The organism is Streptomyces sp. NPDC023573 (genome assembly GCF_055559735.1).
In genome coordinates, this window is the sequence record NZ_JBVHKB010000005.1 from 47,403 (window position 1) to 61,609 (window position 14,207).

The 14,207-nt window shown below is 71.6% G+C and carries 14 protein-coding genes; 3 read left to right on the forward strand and 11 right to left on the reverse strand.

Features of this window, described 5'->3' with window-relative positions; genetic code table 11:
* Window positions 1-196: 196 nt before the first annotated feature.
* The 7 genes from truB to rimP form a co-directional block, all read right to left on the reverse strand.
* Window positions 197-1,102, reverse strand: a complete 906-nt coding sequence (gene truB / locus ACZ32T_RS17235) for a tRNA pseudouridine(55) synthase TruB (protein WP_467270677.1) — start codon at window positions 1,100-1,102, stop codon at window positions 197-199.
* Window positions 1,099-1,560 (reverse strand): 30S ribosome-binding factor RbfA, encoded by a 462-nt coding sequence (rbfA, locus tag ACZ32T_RS17240; RefSeq protein WP_467270675.1) that lies wholly within the window; start codon window positions 1,558-1,560, stop codon window positions 1,099-1,101. The genes truB and rbfA overlap by 4 nt, the downstream gene beginning before the upstream one ends.
* A gap of 25 nt (window positions 1,561-1,585) precedes the next feature.
* Window positions 1,586-1,882 (reverse strand): DUF503 domain-containing protein, encoded by a 297-nt coding sequence (locus ACZ32T_RS17245; protein ID WP_356713710.1) that lies wholly within the window; start codon window positions 1,880-1,882, stop codon window positions 1,586-1,588.
* Between the two features lie 201 nt (window positions 1,883-2,083).
* Window positions 2,084-5,188 (reverse strand): translation initiation factor IF-2, encoded by a 3,105-nt coding sequence (gene infB, locus ACZ32T_RS17250; RefSeq protein ID WP_467367641.1) that lies wholly within the window; start codon window positions 5,186-5,188, stop codon window positions 2,084-2,086.
* 148 nt (window positions 5,189-5,336) lie between these two features.
* Complete coding sequence (locus ACZ32T_RS17255) at window positions 5,337-5,615, reverse strand: YlxR family protein (protein ID WP_014153747.1); 279 nt, start codon at window positions 5,613-5,615, stop codon at window positions 5,337-5,339.
* 163 nt (window positions 5,616-5,778) lie between these two features.
* Window positions 5,779-6,819 carry a transcription termination factor NusA gene (nusA, locus tag ACZ32T_RS17260; protein WP_362937801.1) on the reverse strand — a complete coding sequence of 347 codons (1,041 nt, stop codon included), beginning with the start codon at window positions 6,817-6,819 and terminating at the stop codon, window positions 5,779-5,781.
* 2 nt (window positions 6,820-6,821) lie between these two features.
* Window positions 6,822-7,319 carry a ribosome maturation factor RimP gene (rimP, locus tag ACZ32T_RS17265; RefSeq protein ID WP_467270669.1) on the reverse strand — a complete coding sequence of 166 codons (498 nt, stop codon included), beginning with the start codon at window positions 7,317-7,319 and terminating at the stop codon, window positions 6,822-6,824.
* A gap of 171 nt (window positions 7,320-7,490) precedes the next feature.
* Between rimP and ACZ32T_RS17270 the strand changes: the two genes are divergently transcribed.
* The 3 genes from ACZ32T_RS17270 to ACZ32T_RS17280 are packed head-to-tail and all read left to right on the forward strand — an operon-like array spanning window position 7,491 to window position 9,479.
* Window positions 7,491-8,015 (forward strand): hypothetical protein, encoded by a 525-nt coding sequence (locus tag ACZ32T_RS17270; RefSeq protein WP_467367643.1) that lies wholly within the window; start codon window positions 7,491-7,493, stop codon window positions 8,013-8,015.
* Window positions 8,012-8,518, forward strand: coding sequence for a ferritin-like domain-containing protein (locus ACZ32T_RS17275; RefSeq protein WP_467270665.1), 507 nt, complete (start codon window positions 8,012-8,014; stop codon window positions 8,516-8,518). The genes ACZ32T_RS17270 and ACZ32T_RS17275 overlap by 4 nt, the downstream gene beginning before the upstream one ends.
* A 46-nt stretch (window positions 8,519-8,564) precedes the next feature.
* The gene (locus ACZ32T_RS17280; RefSeq protein ID WP_467270664.1) at window positions 8,565-9,479 is read left to right on the forward strand and encodes an aminoglycoside phosphotransferase family protein; all 915 of its coding nucleotides are present in this window, start codon (window positions 8,565-8,567) and stop codon (window positions 9,477-9,479) included.
* A gap of 62 nt (window positions 9,480-9,541) precedes the next feature.
* On the opposite strand, the gene ACZ32T_RS17285 is transcribed toward ACZ32T_RS17280, so the two are convergent.
* From ACZ32T_RS17285 to ispG, 4 genes are all read right to left on the reverse strand, one after another.
* Entirely contained in the window at window positions 9,542-11,242 is a 1,701-nt protein-coding gene (locus tag ACZ32T_RS17285; RefSeq protein WP_467270662.1) for a proline--tRNA ligase, read from the reverse strand.
* A gap of 72 nt (window positions 11,243-11,314) precedes the next feature.
* Window positions 11,315-11,890: a GNAT family N-acetyltransferase gene (locus ACZ32T_RS17290; RefSeq protein WP_467367645.1), complete on the reverse strand. Its 576-nt coding sequence runs from the start codon at window positions 11,888-11,890 to the stop codon at window positions 11,315-11,317.
* Between the two features lie 29 nt (window positions 11,891-11,919).
* Entirely contained in the window at window positions 11,920-12,765 is an 846-nt protein-coding gene (locus tag ACZ32T_RS17295; RefSeq protein ID WP_467270657.1) for a GNAT family N-acetyltransferase, read from the reverse strand.
* A gap of 144 nt (window positions 12,766-12,909) precedes the next feature.
* Window positions 12,910-14,067, reverse strand: a complete 1,158-nt coding sequence (ispG, locus tag ACZ32T_RS17300; RefSeq protein WP_404102869.1) for a flavodoxin-dependent (E)-4-hydroxy-3-methylbut-2-enyl-diphosphate synthase — start codon at window positions 14,065-14,067, stop codon at window positions 12,910-12,912.
* Window positions 14,068-14,207: the final 140 nt, after the last annotated feature.

A 14,207-nucleotide genomic window follows, 5' to 3' on the forward strand; every position in this document is an offset into this window, starting at 1 on the left:
CGCGCGAGGCGAAAGCGCCCCCCTCGCACCCCCCGGTCACTCCGAGCGCCCGCCCATTGGGGTGAATCGGCGGGTTCCGGTGGACAGGGATGGACGCGGGAGGGGGATCGTGGAGCGGGCCCGCACGGGGGGGCGGCCCGCTCCACGACGGGCGGACCCACGGGGAGCCCGCGCGCATGTCGTCGGGGACGGAGACTCAGGCGAAGACGGCGAGGCTCTTGGCCTTGCCCTTCTGCTCCTCGACGAGCACGAGGAACGCCCCGTCGGGCCCGAAGACCCCCACCGGGCCCGGCGGATAGGACGGCATGTCCACCCGCACGCCGTTGAGCAGCAGCTTGGCGCGCTTCTCGTCCACATCCCAGCGCGGGAAGGCCGAGGCGGCGGCCTCGGCCACCGGCATCACGGTCAGCTCCTGCTGGTGCTGGTCGAGGGTGCGCGCCCCGTCGAGGCCGTACGGTCCGACGCGGGTGCGCCGCAGCGCGGTCAGGTGCCCTCCCACGCCGAGCCCGGCGCCGAGGTCGCGGGCCAGGGCGCGGATGTACGTACCCGAGGAGCAGACCACGGAGACGACCAGGTCGACGACCGGGGTGCCGTCCTCCGCGACGGCCTCACGGACGTCGTAGACCCGGAAGGACGAGACGGTCACCGGACGGGCCGGGATCTCGAACTCCTCGCCGCCGCGCACCCGGGCGTAGGACCGCTTGCCGTCGATCTTGATGGCGCTGACCTTGGACGGCACCTGCATGATCGCGCCGGTCAGCGCGGCGACCCCGGCGTCGATGCCCTCGCGGGTCACCCCCGAGGCGTCGGTGGACGAGGTGATCTCGCCCTCCGCGTCGTCGGTGACGGTGTCCTGGCCGAGCCGGATCGTCCCCAGGTACTCCTTCTCGGTCAGCGCGAGGTGCCCGAGCAGCTTGGTGGCTCTCTCGACGCCCAGGACGAGAACACCGGTCGCCATCGGGTCCAGCGTGCCGGCGTGGCCGACCCGCCGGGTGCGGGCGATGCCGCGCATCTTGGCCACGACGTCGTGCGAAGTGAAGCCGGACGGCTTGTCGACGATGACAAGGCCGTCCGGCGTCTTGTTCTGCTTGTTCTGCGTCATGCGGAAGGCGAGTCCCCGTCGTTCTCGTCGGACTCGTCCTCCGGCTTGCGGTACGGGTCCGCGTCTCCGGCGTACGTGGCGCCGGAGGACGCCTCACGGACCTTGGCGTCCGAGGCACGTGCCCGGTCGAGCAGGTCCTCGATCGCCTTGGCGTTGTCCGGCAGGGCGTCGGCCACGAAGGCCAGCGTCGGGGTGAACTTCGTCCCCGCCGCCGCGCCGACCGCCGAGCGCAGGATGCCCTTGGCGCTCTCCAGGCCGGCGGCCGCGCTGGCCCGCTCCTCGTCGTCGCCGTAGACCGTGTAGAAGACCGTGGCCTCCCGCAGGTCGCCGGTGACACGGGTGTCCGTGATGGTCACGTGCGTGCCCAGACGCGGGTCCTTGATGCCGCGCTGCAGTTTCTCGGCGACCACCACCTGGATGAGGTCCGCCAGCTTCTTTGCCCGCGCGTTGTCGGCCACTGGTCCTTCTCCTTCTGATACGTGCTCAGTCTTCTTCGTCGTTGTGCAGCCGCCGTCGTACGGACAGCAGCTCCACCTCGGGCCGGCCGGCGACCATGCGCTCGCACCGGTCGAGTACGTCTGTGAGGTGCCCGGTGTCCCCGGAGACCACGGCAAGACCGATCTGGGCCCTGCGGTAGAGATCCTGGCCGCCCGTCTCCGCGACGCTCACCCCGAACTTGCGGTGGATCTCGGCGACGATCGGGCGGACGACGGAGCGCTTCTCCTTCAACGACCGTACGTCGCCGAGGAGCAGATCGAAGGACAGTGTCCCCACATACATGTATGTCCGGATGTCCCGCCGGTTCGGGTTCGGGGTCCGGGGTCGTCCCCCGGACTGGCACAGCCACGCCCCGCCTTCACCCGGCGGGGACATCCGCACCGTACACGCAACGGCCGGGGCCGATCGACGGAAATACGACCCGTCGACCGGCCCCGACCGTGCAGGAGAGCCCGGGGGTCACCCCCCGGGGTTCCCCGTGGATCAGCCTCGCGGCTTCTCGCGCATCTCGTACGTCGCGATGACGTCGTCGATCTTGATGTCGTTGAAGTTTCCGAGGTTGATACCGCCCTCGAAGCCTTCGCGGATCTCGGTGACGTCGTCCTTGAAGCGGCGCAGACCGGAGATGTTGAGGTTCTCCGCGATGACCTTGCCATCGCGCAGCAGGCGCGCCTTGGTGTTGCGCTTGACCTCGCCGGAGCGGACCAGCACACCGGCGATGTTGCCCAGCTTGGACGAGCGGAAGATCTCGCGGATCTCCGCCTTGCCGAGCTCGACCTCTTCGTACTCCGGCTTGAGCATGCCCTTGAGGGCCGCTTCGATCTCTTCGATCGCCTGGTAGATGACCGAGTAGTACCGGACGTCCACGCCCTCGCGCTCGGCCATCTGCTCGGCACGCCCTGCGGCGCGCACGTTGAAGCCGATCACGATGGCGTCGGAGCCGGTCGCCAGGTTGATGTCCGACTCGGTGACCGCACCCACACCGCGGTGCAGGACCCGGATGTCGACCTCTTCACCGACGTCGAGCTGGAGCAGCGAGGACTCGAGAGCCTCCACCGAACCGGACGCGTCGCCCTTGATGATGAGGTTGAGCTCCTGGACCAGACCGGCCTTGAGCGCCTCGTCCAGGTTCTCCAGGGAGAACCGGACACCCTTGCGGGCGAAGTTGGCGTTGCGCTCGCGGGCGGCCCGCTTCTCGGCGATCTGACGCGCCGTGCGGTCCTCGTCGACGACCAGGAAGTTGTCGCCGGCACCCGGGACGTTGGTGAGACCCAGGACCAGGACGGGGGTCGAGGGACCCGCTTCCTGCACGTTGTTGCCGTTGTCGTCGAGCATCGCCCGGACACGGCCGTACGCGTCGCCCACGACCATCGTGTCGCCGATGCGCAGCGTGCCGCGCTGGACGAGGACGGTCGAGACGGCACCGCGGCCGCGGTCGAGGTGGGACTCGATCGCAATACCCTGCGCGTCCTGCTCCGGGTTGGCCCGCAGGTCGAGCGAGGCGTCGGCGGTGAGGACGACGGCCTCCAGCAGTGCCTCGATGTTGAGGCCCTGCTTGGCGGAGATGTCGACGAACATCGTGTCGCCGCCGTACTCCTCGGCCACCAGACCGAACTCGGTGAGCTGACCGCGCACCTTGGTCGGGTCGGCACCCTCGACGTCGATCTTGTTGACCGCGACCACGATCGGCACCTCGGCCGCCTTGGCGTGGTTCAGCGCCTCGATCGTCTGGGGCATCACACCGTCGTTCGCCGCCACCACGAGGATCGCGATGTCGGTGGACTTCGCACCACGTGCACGCATGGCGGTGAACGCCTCGTGACCCGGGGTGTCGATGAAGGTGATCCTGCGGTCCTCGCCGTTGACCTCGGCGCCGACCTGGTACGCACCGATGTGCTGCGTGATACCGCCGGCTTCGCCCGCGACGACGTTCGTCTTGCGGATCGCGTCCAGCAGCCGGGTCTTACCGTGGTCGACGTGACCCATGACGGTCACGACCGGCGGACGGGAGACCAGGGCCTCTTCGCCGCCCTCGTCCTCACCGAACTCGATGTCGAAGGACTCGAGCAGCTCGCGGTCCTCCTCCTCCGGGCTGACGATCTCGAGGACGTAGTTCATCTCGTCCGCGAGGAGCTTCAGCGTCTCGTCGGAGACGGACTGCGTGGCGGTGACCATCTCGCCGAGGTTCATCATCACGGCGACGAGCGACGCCGGGTTGGCGTTGATCTTCTCCGCGAAGTCGGTCAGGGACGCGCCGCGCGACAGCCGGACAGCCTGCCCGTTGCCACGAGGCAGCATGACGCCGCCCACCGACGGGGCCTGCATGGCCTCGTACTCCTGGCGCCTCTGACGCTTCGACTTGCGGCCACGACGCGCGGGACCGCCGGGACGGCCGAACGCACCCTGTGTGCCACCACGGGCACCCGGGCCGCCGGGACGGCCACCGAATCCGGGACGGCCGCCGAAGCCACCGCCACCACCGGGACGGCCTGCGCCGCCACCACCGGGACCGCCGGGACGGCCGGCGAAGCCGCCGCCACCGCCACCGGGACCGGCCGGACGGCCTGCGAAGCCGCCGCCACCGGGACGACCGCCGCCGCCACCCGGGCGACCGCCGCCGCTACCGGGACCACGGCCACCGCCGGGGCCACCACCGGGACGCGGGCCCGCAGCGGGACGCTGCGGCATCATGCCGGGGTTCGGACGGTTACCCGACGGGGCACCGCCCGGACGCGGAGCCTGCGGACGGGGCATGCCGCCCGGAGAGGGACGTGCGCCACCCTGGCCCTGGGGGCGCGGGGCGCCGCCGGGACCACCCTGGGGGCGCGGGGCGCCGGGGCGCTCCTGACCGCCGCCGGGGCGCGGGGCACCGCCGGGACGGGGCGCCTGGGGGCGCGCCATGCCGGTGGAACCGCCGGAGGTGAAGGGGTTGTTGCCCGGACGGGGACCGGCCGGACGGGCGCCGCCGGGGCGCGGGGCGCCCTGGCCTGCGGGACGCGCGGGGCGGTCGCCGCCACGCTCGCCACCGCGGCCGCCGTCACGCTGGCCACCGTCGCGGCCACCGTCACGCTGACCGCCGGCCGGAGCCGGACGGGCGGGGCGGGGGCCGGGGGTGGCACCGGCGGGACGCGGGGCCTGCTGCGGCGCGGCCGGCTGCTGGGCCGGAGCCGGTGCCGAGAACTCCGCGGCGGGCACCGGGGTGACCGGGGCGGGCTTCGGCGCGGGCTTGGGACCCGGACGGGGACCCGCGGACGGCGCCGCGGGGGTGCTGCTCGCCGGAGTCTCCGCGGCGGCCGGCTTGGGGGCCGGGGCGCCGGGCTTCGGGGCAGCGGGACGTGCCGCGGCGGCCGGGGAGGGCGCTGCGGGCTTCGAGGGGGCGGCCTTGCGGGGCGCGCCAGGCTTTGCAGCGGACTTGCCGGCGTTGCCACCGGGACCCTGCAGTGCGTCAGTCAACTTGCGTACGACCGGCGCCTCGATCGTCGAGGACGCCGAACGGACGAATTCACCGAGTTCCTGGAGCTTGGCCATGACGACCTTGCTCTCAACTCCGAACTCCTTGGCGAGTTCGTATACCCGGACCTTAGCCACTTCGCTCCTTTTAGGTCCGGGTTACCGCCGGACCGTCGCTACTTCATGGGCGTACTCATCGCGTACTCATCGAGTGCTCATCGCAATCTCGACCTACTTCCAACTCGCGAGGTACCTGACCGCACGGGGACCCGTGCCGTTCACTTTCTTACGGTGTCACCCGCTCGACGAACCGCTGCAGTGCGGCGGAGTCGAACGGCCCCTTGGCCTTGAAGGCCCGGGGGAATGCCCGGCGGCGGACCGCCAGGTCGAGACAGACAGAGGCGGGGTGTACATACGCACCCCGGCCGGGCAGCGTACCGCGTGGATCAGGGACAACCTCTCCCTCGTCCACCACGATGCGCAGCAGCTCGCTCTTGGCCGCTCGCTCCCGGCATCCCACACAGGTTCGCTCGGGGCAAGCGCGGGCGTGCGTCCGGCCAGACACGTTTAAGTCTACCTCCCCGCACCGACCTCACCCCTTGGGGGCACAAATCGAACGGATGTTGTCGTGATCTCAGCGGCATGACGCCTCGATCTATTCCTTCGGAGACAGCCCGGAGACCGCCCGGAGGCAGCCCGGAGACCGCCCGGAGGCAGCCCGGAGTCCGTCAGCCGCGCTCGGAACGCTCCCGGGCGCGCTCGGCGCGCTCACGGTCCGCGACGTCGCGCTCCTCGTCGGTCTCGGTGTCCGGGCGGATGTCGATGCGCCAGCCGGTGAGACGGGCGGCCAGGCGGGCGTTCTGCCCCTCCTTGCCGATCGCCAGCGACAGCTGGTAGTCCGGCACGGTCACCCGGGCGGAGCGCGTCCCGAGGTCCACGACCTCGACCTTGCTCACCCGCGCGGGTGACAGCGCGTTGGCGACCATCTCGGCGGGGTCGTCCGACCAGTCCACGATGTCGATCTTCTCGCCGTGCAGCTCCGCCATGACGTTGCGCACACGGCTGCCCATCGGGCCGATGCAGGCGCCCTTCGGGTTGAGTCCGGCCCGGGTGGAGCGTACAGCGATCTTGGTGCGGTGGCCCGCCTCGCGGGCGATGGCCTCGATGACGACCGAGCCGTCCGCGATCTCCGGAACCTCCAGCGCGAAGAGCTTCTTCACCAGGTTCGGGTGGGTGCGCGAGAGCGTCACGGACGGACCGCGCACACCCTTGGCCACCCGCACGACGTACGTACGCAGCCGCAGGCCGTGGGTGTACTCCTCGCCCGGGACCTGCTCCTGGACCGGCAGGATCGCTTCCAGCTTGCCGATGTCGACCAGGACGTTCTTCGGGTCCTTGCCCTGCTGGACCAGGCCCGTGACGACGTCGCCCTCGTGGCCCGCGTACTCGCCGAACGTCCTGTCGTCCTCGGCGTCGCGCAGCCGCTGCAGGATGACCTGCTTGGCGGTGGTCGCGGCGATACGGCCGAAGCCGGACGGCGTGTCGTCGAACTCCTTGGGCTCCTGGCCCTCCTCGAGCTCGGCCGGGTCGTCCTTCGCCCACACCGTGACATGCCCGCCGGCGTCCAGCTCGACGCGCGCACGGCGGTGACTGCCGTCGGTGCGGTGGTACGCGATGAGGAGGGCCGACTCGATCGCCCCGACGAGCACGTCGAAGGGGATCTCCTTGTCCTGCGCCAAGCCCTTCAGAAGCTTCACATCGATGTCCACGGCTACGCCTCCTCTTCCTTCTTGTCCTTGCGGTTGAATTCGATCTCCACGCGCGCCTTGGCGATCTCGTCGAAGGTGACACGGCGCGACGTGGGCTTGCGGCCCTTGACGCCCGGTACCTCCAGATCGAGTCCCTCGTCGTCCACCCCGAGGATGCGGGCCACCAGCTCGCCGCCCTCACTCAGGGTGAGCCTGGCCAGCCGGCCCGTCGCTCGTACGTAGTGGCGGTGCTCGGTCAACGGGCGGTCGGCGCCCGGAGAGCTCACCTCGAGGACGTACTCGCCCTCGCCCATGGCATCGGTCTCGTCCAGCGTCTGCGAGACGGAGCGGCTGAGCTCCGCGCAGGTGTCGAGCTCCACGCCGTCCTCGGAATCCACGATGACCCGCAGCACCCGGCGGCGGCCCGCCTGGGACACCTCGATCTCCTCGAGGTCCAGCTCCTTGGCGCTGACGAGCGGCTCCAGCAGTTCGCGCAGCCTGTCGCTCTGGGTGGTGCTCATCCGGGTGACTCCTCGGCCGCGTGTGCTGTTGTGGGGATCGTCGCGTGTCAGGTCAAAGGGTATCCGGTCCGCAGGGGTGTTGCCGTCCCCCTCCCGTCCGGCCGCGGGTACGCTCACGTCCGGTGATCACTTCAGGTCAGAAACTGTCAAAAACCAGGCTGAAGGAGACAAGTGCACCGCACGGGGACGACGCGCAGGAGTGCGCTCACCGCTACGGGAGCCCTGGCCCTGGGTGCGGTGCTGACAGGCTGCGGGGACGGCGCCGAGTCGCCGAGTGCCTCCGGGGGCGCGGACGCCAGGGCCGCCTCGCTCCGGGCGGGCACGGCGCTGCGTGCGTCGGCGGCCCGTGACAGCGCCTCGCTGCTCTCCCGCTACGAACAGCTCGCGGCCGCCCACCCGGTGACGGAGCCCGGGGTCGCGCCGATGGGAGCCGCGGCACGGCAGCACCTCGCGGCCCTGGGCGGGCCGCCGAAGGCCGCGGGCGGCTCCCCCGCCCCCGCCCCGCCGGCGGTCGCCACCGACGCGCGTGCGGCCCTGAGGGAGCTGGCGGGCGAGGAGCGCAGGGTGGCCGACAGCCGCGCCGCCGCACTGCTGACCGCCGAACCGGAACTGGCCAGGCTGCTGGCCTCGATCGCCGCGGCCGGCGCGGCCCACGCGTATCTGCTGACCGAACTGGCCAAGGAGATCCCGGCATGAGCGGCATGGCACAGGAAGAGGCCGGGGCGGACGGCACCGAGGGCACGCTGCGCGCCGCACAGGCCGCACTCGCGGCCGAGCACGCCGCCGTGTACGGCTACGGGGCGCTGGGCGGCCGGCTGGAGGGAGGCCGCCGCGACGACGCCACAGCGGCCTACGACGCCCACCGGGCCCGGCGGGACGCGCTCACCCGGACCGTGCGTGACCTGGGCGGTACGCCCGTGGTCGCGCACGCGGCGTACACGCTGCCCTTCGCGGCGCGGGACCCGGCGACCGCGACGCGGCTCGCCGCCGTGCTGGAGGACCGGGTCGCGGGCGTGTACTCCGATCTCGTACGGGCTGCCCGGGGGCCGCTGCGGCAGGACGCGGCGGGCGCGCTCCGGGAGGCCGCGGTGCGTGCGGTGCGCTGGCGCGGCACCGGCGTAGCCTTTCCTGGGCTCACCGAGAAGGCCGCCCCGCCGGAGAACACGGCGGAGGCAGGGGCCACGGGTGTCACGCACTGAGCGACCGAGCGCAACTGAGCACGCTCCGAAAGGGAACAAGGCACGTATGGGTTTCGAACCGCCGCAGCGTCTGGTGCGAGCGCTCGGCGAGACGTACGGGGACGCGGCCGCCGCCGAGTGGCTCGGGCGGCTCCCCGCACTCACCGAAGACGCGCTGTCCGCGCACTCGGTCTCCCTGGACCGGGTCTGCGCCCCCGGCGGGCGGAGCGGTCTCGTCCTCCTGGTGCACCGGGGCGACGGCACGCCCGCAGTGCTGAAGATCGCGCCTCCCGGGGCCGCTCCCGCGCCGGAGAGGGCCGCACTGGCGCACTGGAAGGGCTGGGGGGCCGTCGAGCTCCTGGCCGCCGCCGACACGGACGGCCCCGACGGCGCCCTCCTCCTGGAGCGGCTGCACCACGAGGTGTCCCTGCGCTCCCTGCCCGAGGCGAAGGCGCTCCTGGAGGCCGCGGGCACGGTGCGCCGGCTGTGGGTCGAGCCGCCGGCCGGCCACGCCTTCGAGACCGTCGAGGAGCGCACCGCCCGGCAGGTGGGTCCCGTACGGGCGGCCGCCGCACAGGACGCCGCGCTCGAACCGCTCGTCTCGGCGGCCCTCGCGGCCCGCGAGGAGCTGGTCCAGGACTCCCCCGAGACTTTCCTGCTGCACGGCAACTTCCGGCAGAGCAAGGTCCTGGCCGGTGAGCGTGCCCCGTGGCTGGCGGTCGGGCCCGAGCCTCTGACCGGGGAGCGCGCGTACGACCTGGCGCGGCTGGTGCGTGACCGGGTCGAGGACCTGATCGCCTCGCCGGGCGGTGCCGTGACGGCCCGCCGCAGGGTCAAGAAGCTCGCCGAGTCCTTGGAGGTCGACCAGGCGCGGCTGCGCGGCTGGACGCTGTTCCGTGCCGTCGAGTCCGGCACCCGGGCGCTGGCGGCGGGGCGCACGCAGGACGGCGAGATGTCACTGGAGTTCGCGGCCTGGCTGTAGCCGGCCCGCACATCCAAGAGGGCCCCGCGCACCGCGCGGGGCCCTCTTGGATGCCGGCCGGATCAGCCCTGGTCGGTCAGGCGGGCGATCGCCTCGTCGACGGTGAGCTCCTCGCGCTCGCCCGTGCGACGGTCCTTCAGTTCCAGGACGCCCTCGGCCGAACGGCGGCCGGCGACGAGGATCTTCGGGACGCCGATGAGCTCGGAGTCGGTGAACTTCACGCCCGGCGAGACACCGGGACGGTCGTCGACCAGGACGCGCAGGCCCGCGGCGTTGAGCTTCTCGGAGACGTCGAGGGCGAGTTCGGTCTGGAGCGCCTTGCCGGCGGCGACGACGTGCACGTCGGCCGGGGCGATCTCGCGGGGCCAGCACAGCCCCTTCTCGTCGGCGGTCTGCTCGGCCAGGGCGGCCACCGCGCGGGAGACGCCGATGCCGTACGAGCCCATCGTGACGCGGACCGGCTTGCCCTGCTGGCCGAGGACGTCGAGGGAGAAGATGTCGGCGTACTTGCGGCCGAGCTGGAAGATGTGGCCGATCTCGATGGCACGGTCCACCTGGAGGCCGGCGCCGCAGTTGGGGCAGGGGTCGCCCGCCTCGACGACGACGACGTCGAGGTGTTCGTCGATCTCGAAGTCGCGGCCGGCGACGACGTTCCTCGCGTGCTTGCCCTCCTTGTTGGCACCCGTGATCCAGGCGGTGCCGGCGGCGACGCGGGGGTCGGCGATGTAGCGGACCTTCTCCAGGCCCTGCGGGCCGACGTAGCCGCGCACCAGGTCGGGGCGGCCCACGAAGTCCTCGGCGGTGACGAGCTCGACGACGGCCGGGGCGAGGTGCTCACCGAGCTTGCCGAGGTCGACCTCGCGGTCGCCGGGCACACCCACGGCCACGATCTCGCCGTCGACCTTGACCAGGAGGTTCTTCAGGGTGGCGGAGGCCTCGACGCCGAGGTGGGCGGCGAGGGTCTCGATGGTCGGGGTGTCAGGGGTGTCCAGCTCCTCGACCGGGCCGGTCGCCGAGGCGTCGGCGGCGGTGGCCTTGAAGGTCACGGCCTCGGTGTTGGCGGCGTAGTCGCAGTTCGGGCAGTCGACGAAGGTGTCCTCGCCGGCGGGCGCGGGGGCGAGGAACTCCTCCGAGGCGGAGCCGCCCATGGCACCGGAGACGGCGGAGACGATGCGGTGGTCGAGGCCGAGGCGCTCGAAGATCCGGATGTACGCGGCGCGGTGCAGCTGGTACGCCTCGGCCAGGCCCTCGTCGGTGGTGTCGAAGGAGTACGAGTCCTTCATCTGGAACTCGCGGCCGCGCAGCACACCGGCGCGGGGACGGGCCTCGTCGCGGTACTTGGTCTGGATCTGGTACAGGATCACGGGCAGGTCCTTGTAGGACGAGCACATGTCCTTGACGACCTGGGTGAAGATCTCCTCGTGGGTCGGGCCGAGGAGGTAGTCGGCGCCCTTGCGGTCCTTGAGCCGGAACAGCAGGTCGCCGTACTCGTCGTACCGGCCGCTCGCCTCGTACGCCTCCTTGGGGAGCAGCGCGGGGAGCAGGACCTCCTGGCCGCCGATGGCGTCCATCTCCTCGCGGACGACGCGGGTGATGTTCTCCAGGACCTTCTTGCCGAGCGGCAGCCAGGACCAGATGCCGGCCGCGGTGCGGCGTACGTAACCGGCGCGGACGAGGAGCTTGTGGTTGAGCGTCTCGGCGTCCGCCGGGTCGTCGCGCAGTGTCTTGATCATCAATCGGGACATGCGCTGGACCTGGGCCATGATGAACTCCTGCTCGGAAGGGTGGTGAGCCCGAGGTTAGCCGGGGGTCCCGTGCGGGCGGAAATCCATTCCTCAGCCGCGGAGCAGCGGAAGGGGCGCGCCCATCACCGCGTACGGCTTGGGCGCGCTGGGGAAGAGCACCTGCCGGGCCAGGTCCCGGTAGCCAAGGGCGCGGTAGAGACCGCGGGCGGGGCTCTCGGTGTCGATCGCGGAGAGGATGGAACGGGGCAGGTCGACGGCGTCCGTGATGGTGGTGATCAGGCTCCGGCCGATGCCGCGCTGCTGGAACTCCGGGTGGACGTGGAGTTCGGTGATCACGAACGAGTCGTCGAGCCAGCGCTCGGAGCCGGTGGCACGCAGATACGGTTCGACGACGGTGGACCACCAGTGCGTCCGGTCGTTCGGCAGTCCGTAGACGAATCCGGCGAGCCGTCCGTCGGCGGTGGTGGCGCCGAGCGCGCGTGCCTGCGGATGGTCGAGGTGCCGCAGCACGATGTGGCGGCGTACGTCGATCTCGTCCTGGGAGAGGCCGAAGGCGAGGGCCTGCACGGCGAGGGCCTCGTCGACGCGGTCGGTGAGGTCGAGCGGTCCGACCACGATGCCGGGGGTCCCGGAGCCCCGTGGGGGCGTGGGGGTTGCTGCTGCCATGCGCGAACCCTACTGGCCGTACCGTCCGGTCAGAACAGCACGCTCATGAAGGCGCCCGTCTCGCGGAAGCCGACGCGGCTGTAGGCCCTGCGCGCGGCGGTGTTGTAGTCGTTCACGTACAGGCTGACGACGGGGGCCACGTCGCTGAGCGCGTAGCGCAGGACGGCCGCCATGCCCGTCTCGGAGAGTCCCCGGCCGCGGGCCTCGGGGGCGACCCAGACGCCCTGGATCTGGCAGGCCCGGGGGGTGGCCGCGCCGATCTCGGCCTTGAAGAGGACCTTGCCGTCCTCTATGCGTGCGAAGGACCTGCGGGTGGTGATCAGTTCGGCGACCCGGGCCTGGTAGAGGAGCCCTCCGTCGCCGGCCAGCGGGGAGACGCCGACCTCCTCGGTGAACATGGCCACGCAGGCCGGCATGAGGACGTCCATCTCCTCCTTGCGGACCCTGCGCACGAGCGGGTCGGCCGCCACCTCGGCCGAGGGGCGGTCGGTCACCATGAGCGGCTGGTTGGGCCGGACCTCGCGGGCGGGACCCCAGCTCGGTTCCAGGAGGCGCCACAGCTGGGCCGTGGGACCGGCCGGACCGACGATCGAGGAGCAGCGGCGGCCGGCCCGCCGGGCACGGTCGGCGAAGGCCCTGACGGCCTCGGGGGTGGCGCAGATGGGCACGAGATTGGCCCCGGAGTAGCAGAGCGAGCGGAGCCGGCCGTCGGCGTACCAGCCCCACATCTCGCCGCCGAGCCGCCATGGATCGAGCCCGGCGACCTGGACGCGGGAAGTCACGAAGGCGTTCTCGACGGGGGCGCTCTCAAGGATGGCGAGTGCGGCGGGGAGCTCGCCGGGGTCGAGGACCCGGGTAGTGGTCTGCGTCAACACTGGGGCCTCACCAAACGGTCTACTGATGTCCGCACTGTACCCAACAAGGCTGTGGGGTGCGCCCCGGGCAGGGAAGGCCGACGGGCGGGGAAACGCGGCTGTGCCCCGCAGGACGGAGCCTGCGGGGCACAGCGGGGTGCAAGGTCAGCCGGCGATGGAGACCTGGGGCTCGCCCGAGGCGATGCCGTCCTTCTCCATCTGCTCCGCGATCTTCATGGCTTCCTCGATGAGGGTCTCCACGATCTTCGACTCGGGGACGGTCTTGATGACCTCGCCCTTCACGAAGATCTGACCCTTGCCGTTGCCGGAGGCCACACCCAGGTCGGCCTCACGGGCCTCACCCGGGCCGTTCACGACGCAGCCCATGACCGCGACCCGCAGCGGGACCTCCATGCCCTCCAGGCCCGCGCTGACCTGGTCGGCGAGCTTGTACACGTCCACCTGCGCACGCCCGCACGACGGGCACGACACGATCTCCAGCCGGCGCTGCTTCAGGTTCAGCGCCTCAAGGATCTGCAGACCGACCTTGACCTCCTCGGCCGGCGGCGCCGACAGCGAGACCCGGATCGTGTCCCCGATGCCCTCGGAGAGCAGCGCCCCGAACGCCACCGCGGACTTGATCGTCCCCTGGAACGCCGGACCCGCCTCCGTCACACCCAGGTGCAGCGGGTAGTCGGACTGCGCGGCCAGCTGACGGTAGGCGTTCACCATCACGACCGGGTCGTTGTGCTTCACCGAGATCTTGATGTCCCGGAAGCCGTGCTCCTCGAAGAGCGAGGCCTCCCACAGCGCCGACTCCACCAGAGCCTCCGGCGTCGCCTTGCCGTACTTCTTCAGCAGCCGCGCGTCCAGCGAGCCCGCGTTCACGCCGATACGGATCGGGGTGCCCGCGTCGCCCGCCGCCTTCGCGATCTCCTTGACCTTGTCGTCGAACTGCTTGATGTTGCCGGGGTTCACCCGGACCGCCGCGCAGCCCGCGTCGATCGCGGCGAACACGTACTTCGGCTGGAAGTGGATGTCCGCGATCACCGGGATCTGCGACTTCCTCGCGATGGTCGCCAGCGCGTCCGCGTCGTCCTGGGTGGGACACGCCACCCGCACGATCTGGCAGCCCGAGGCCGTGAGCTCCGCGATCTGCTGCAGCGTCGCACCGATGTCCGACGTACGCGTCGTCGTCATCGACTGCACCGACACCGGTGCGTCCCCGCCGACCGCCACCGTCCCGACCTGGATCTGGCGGCTGACCCGCCGGTCGGCGAGCTTGGTCGGAACGTCCGGCATTCCGAGAGAAATCGCAGTCATGCGCTGAGCATCCCCAAGGTGTGGATCGGTGTGGATCGAGGTCCCGAGAACGGCGGGCTCCAGGCTTCGAGGTTACGTCACCGGAGGAGAACGGAGCGCACCCGTGCCGCCAAACCGCTCGATGGTGGGCGACCGGACAC

Coding starts and splice junctions, on each gene's coding strand:
- truB (WP_467270677.1), bottom strand. CDS start 1,102: ATGACGCAGAACAAGCAGAACAAGACGCCGGACGGCCTTGTCATCGTC.
- ACZ32T_RS17245 (WP_356713710.1), bottom strand. CDS start 1,882: ATGTATGTGGGGACACTGTCCTTCGATCTGCTCCTCGGCGACGTACGG.
- rimP (WP_467270669.1), bottom strand. CDS start 7,319: ATGAGCACCACCCAGAGCGACAGGCTGCGCGAACTGCTGGAGCCGCTC.
- ACZ32T_RS17275 (WP_467270665.1), top strand. CDS start 8,012: ATGAGCGGCATGGCACAGGAAGAGGCCGGGGCGGACGGCACCGAGGGC.
- ACZ32T_RS17280 (WP_467270664.1), top strand. CDS start 8,565: ATGGGTTTCGAACCGCCGCAGCGTCTGGTGCGAGCGCTCGGCGAGACG.
- ACZ32T_RS17285 (WP_467270662.1), bottom strand. CDS start 11,242: ATGGCCCAGGTCCAGCGCATGTCCCGATTGATGATCAAGACACTGCGC.
- ACZ32T_RS17290 (WP_467367645.1), bottom strand. CDS start 11,890: ATGGCAGCAGCAACCCCCACGCCCCCACGGGGCTCCGGGACCCCCGGC.
- ispG (WP_404102869.1), bottom strand. CDS start 14,067: ATGACTGCGATTTCTCTCGGAATGCCGGACGTTCCGACCAAGCTCGCC.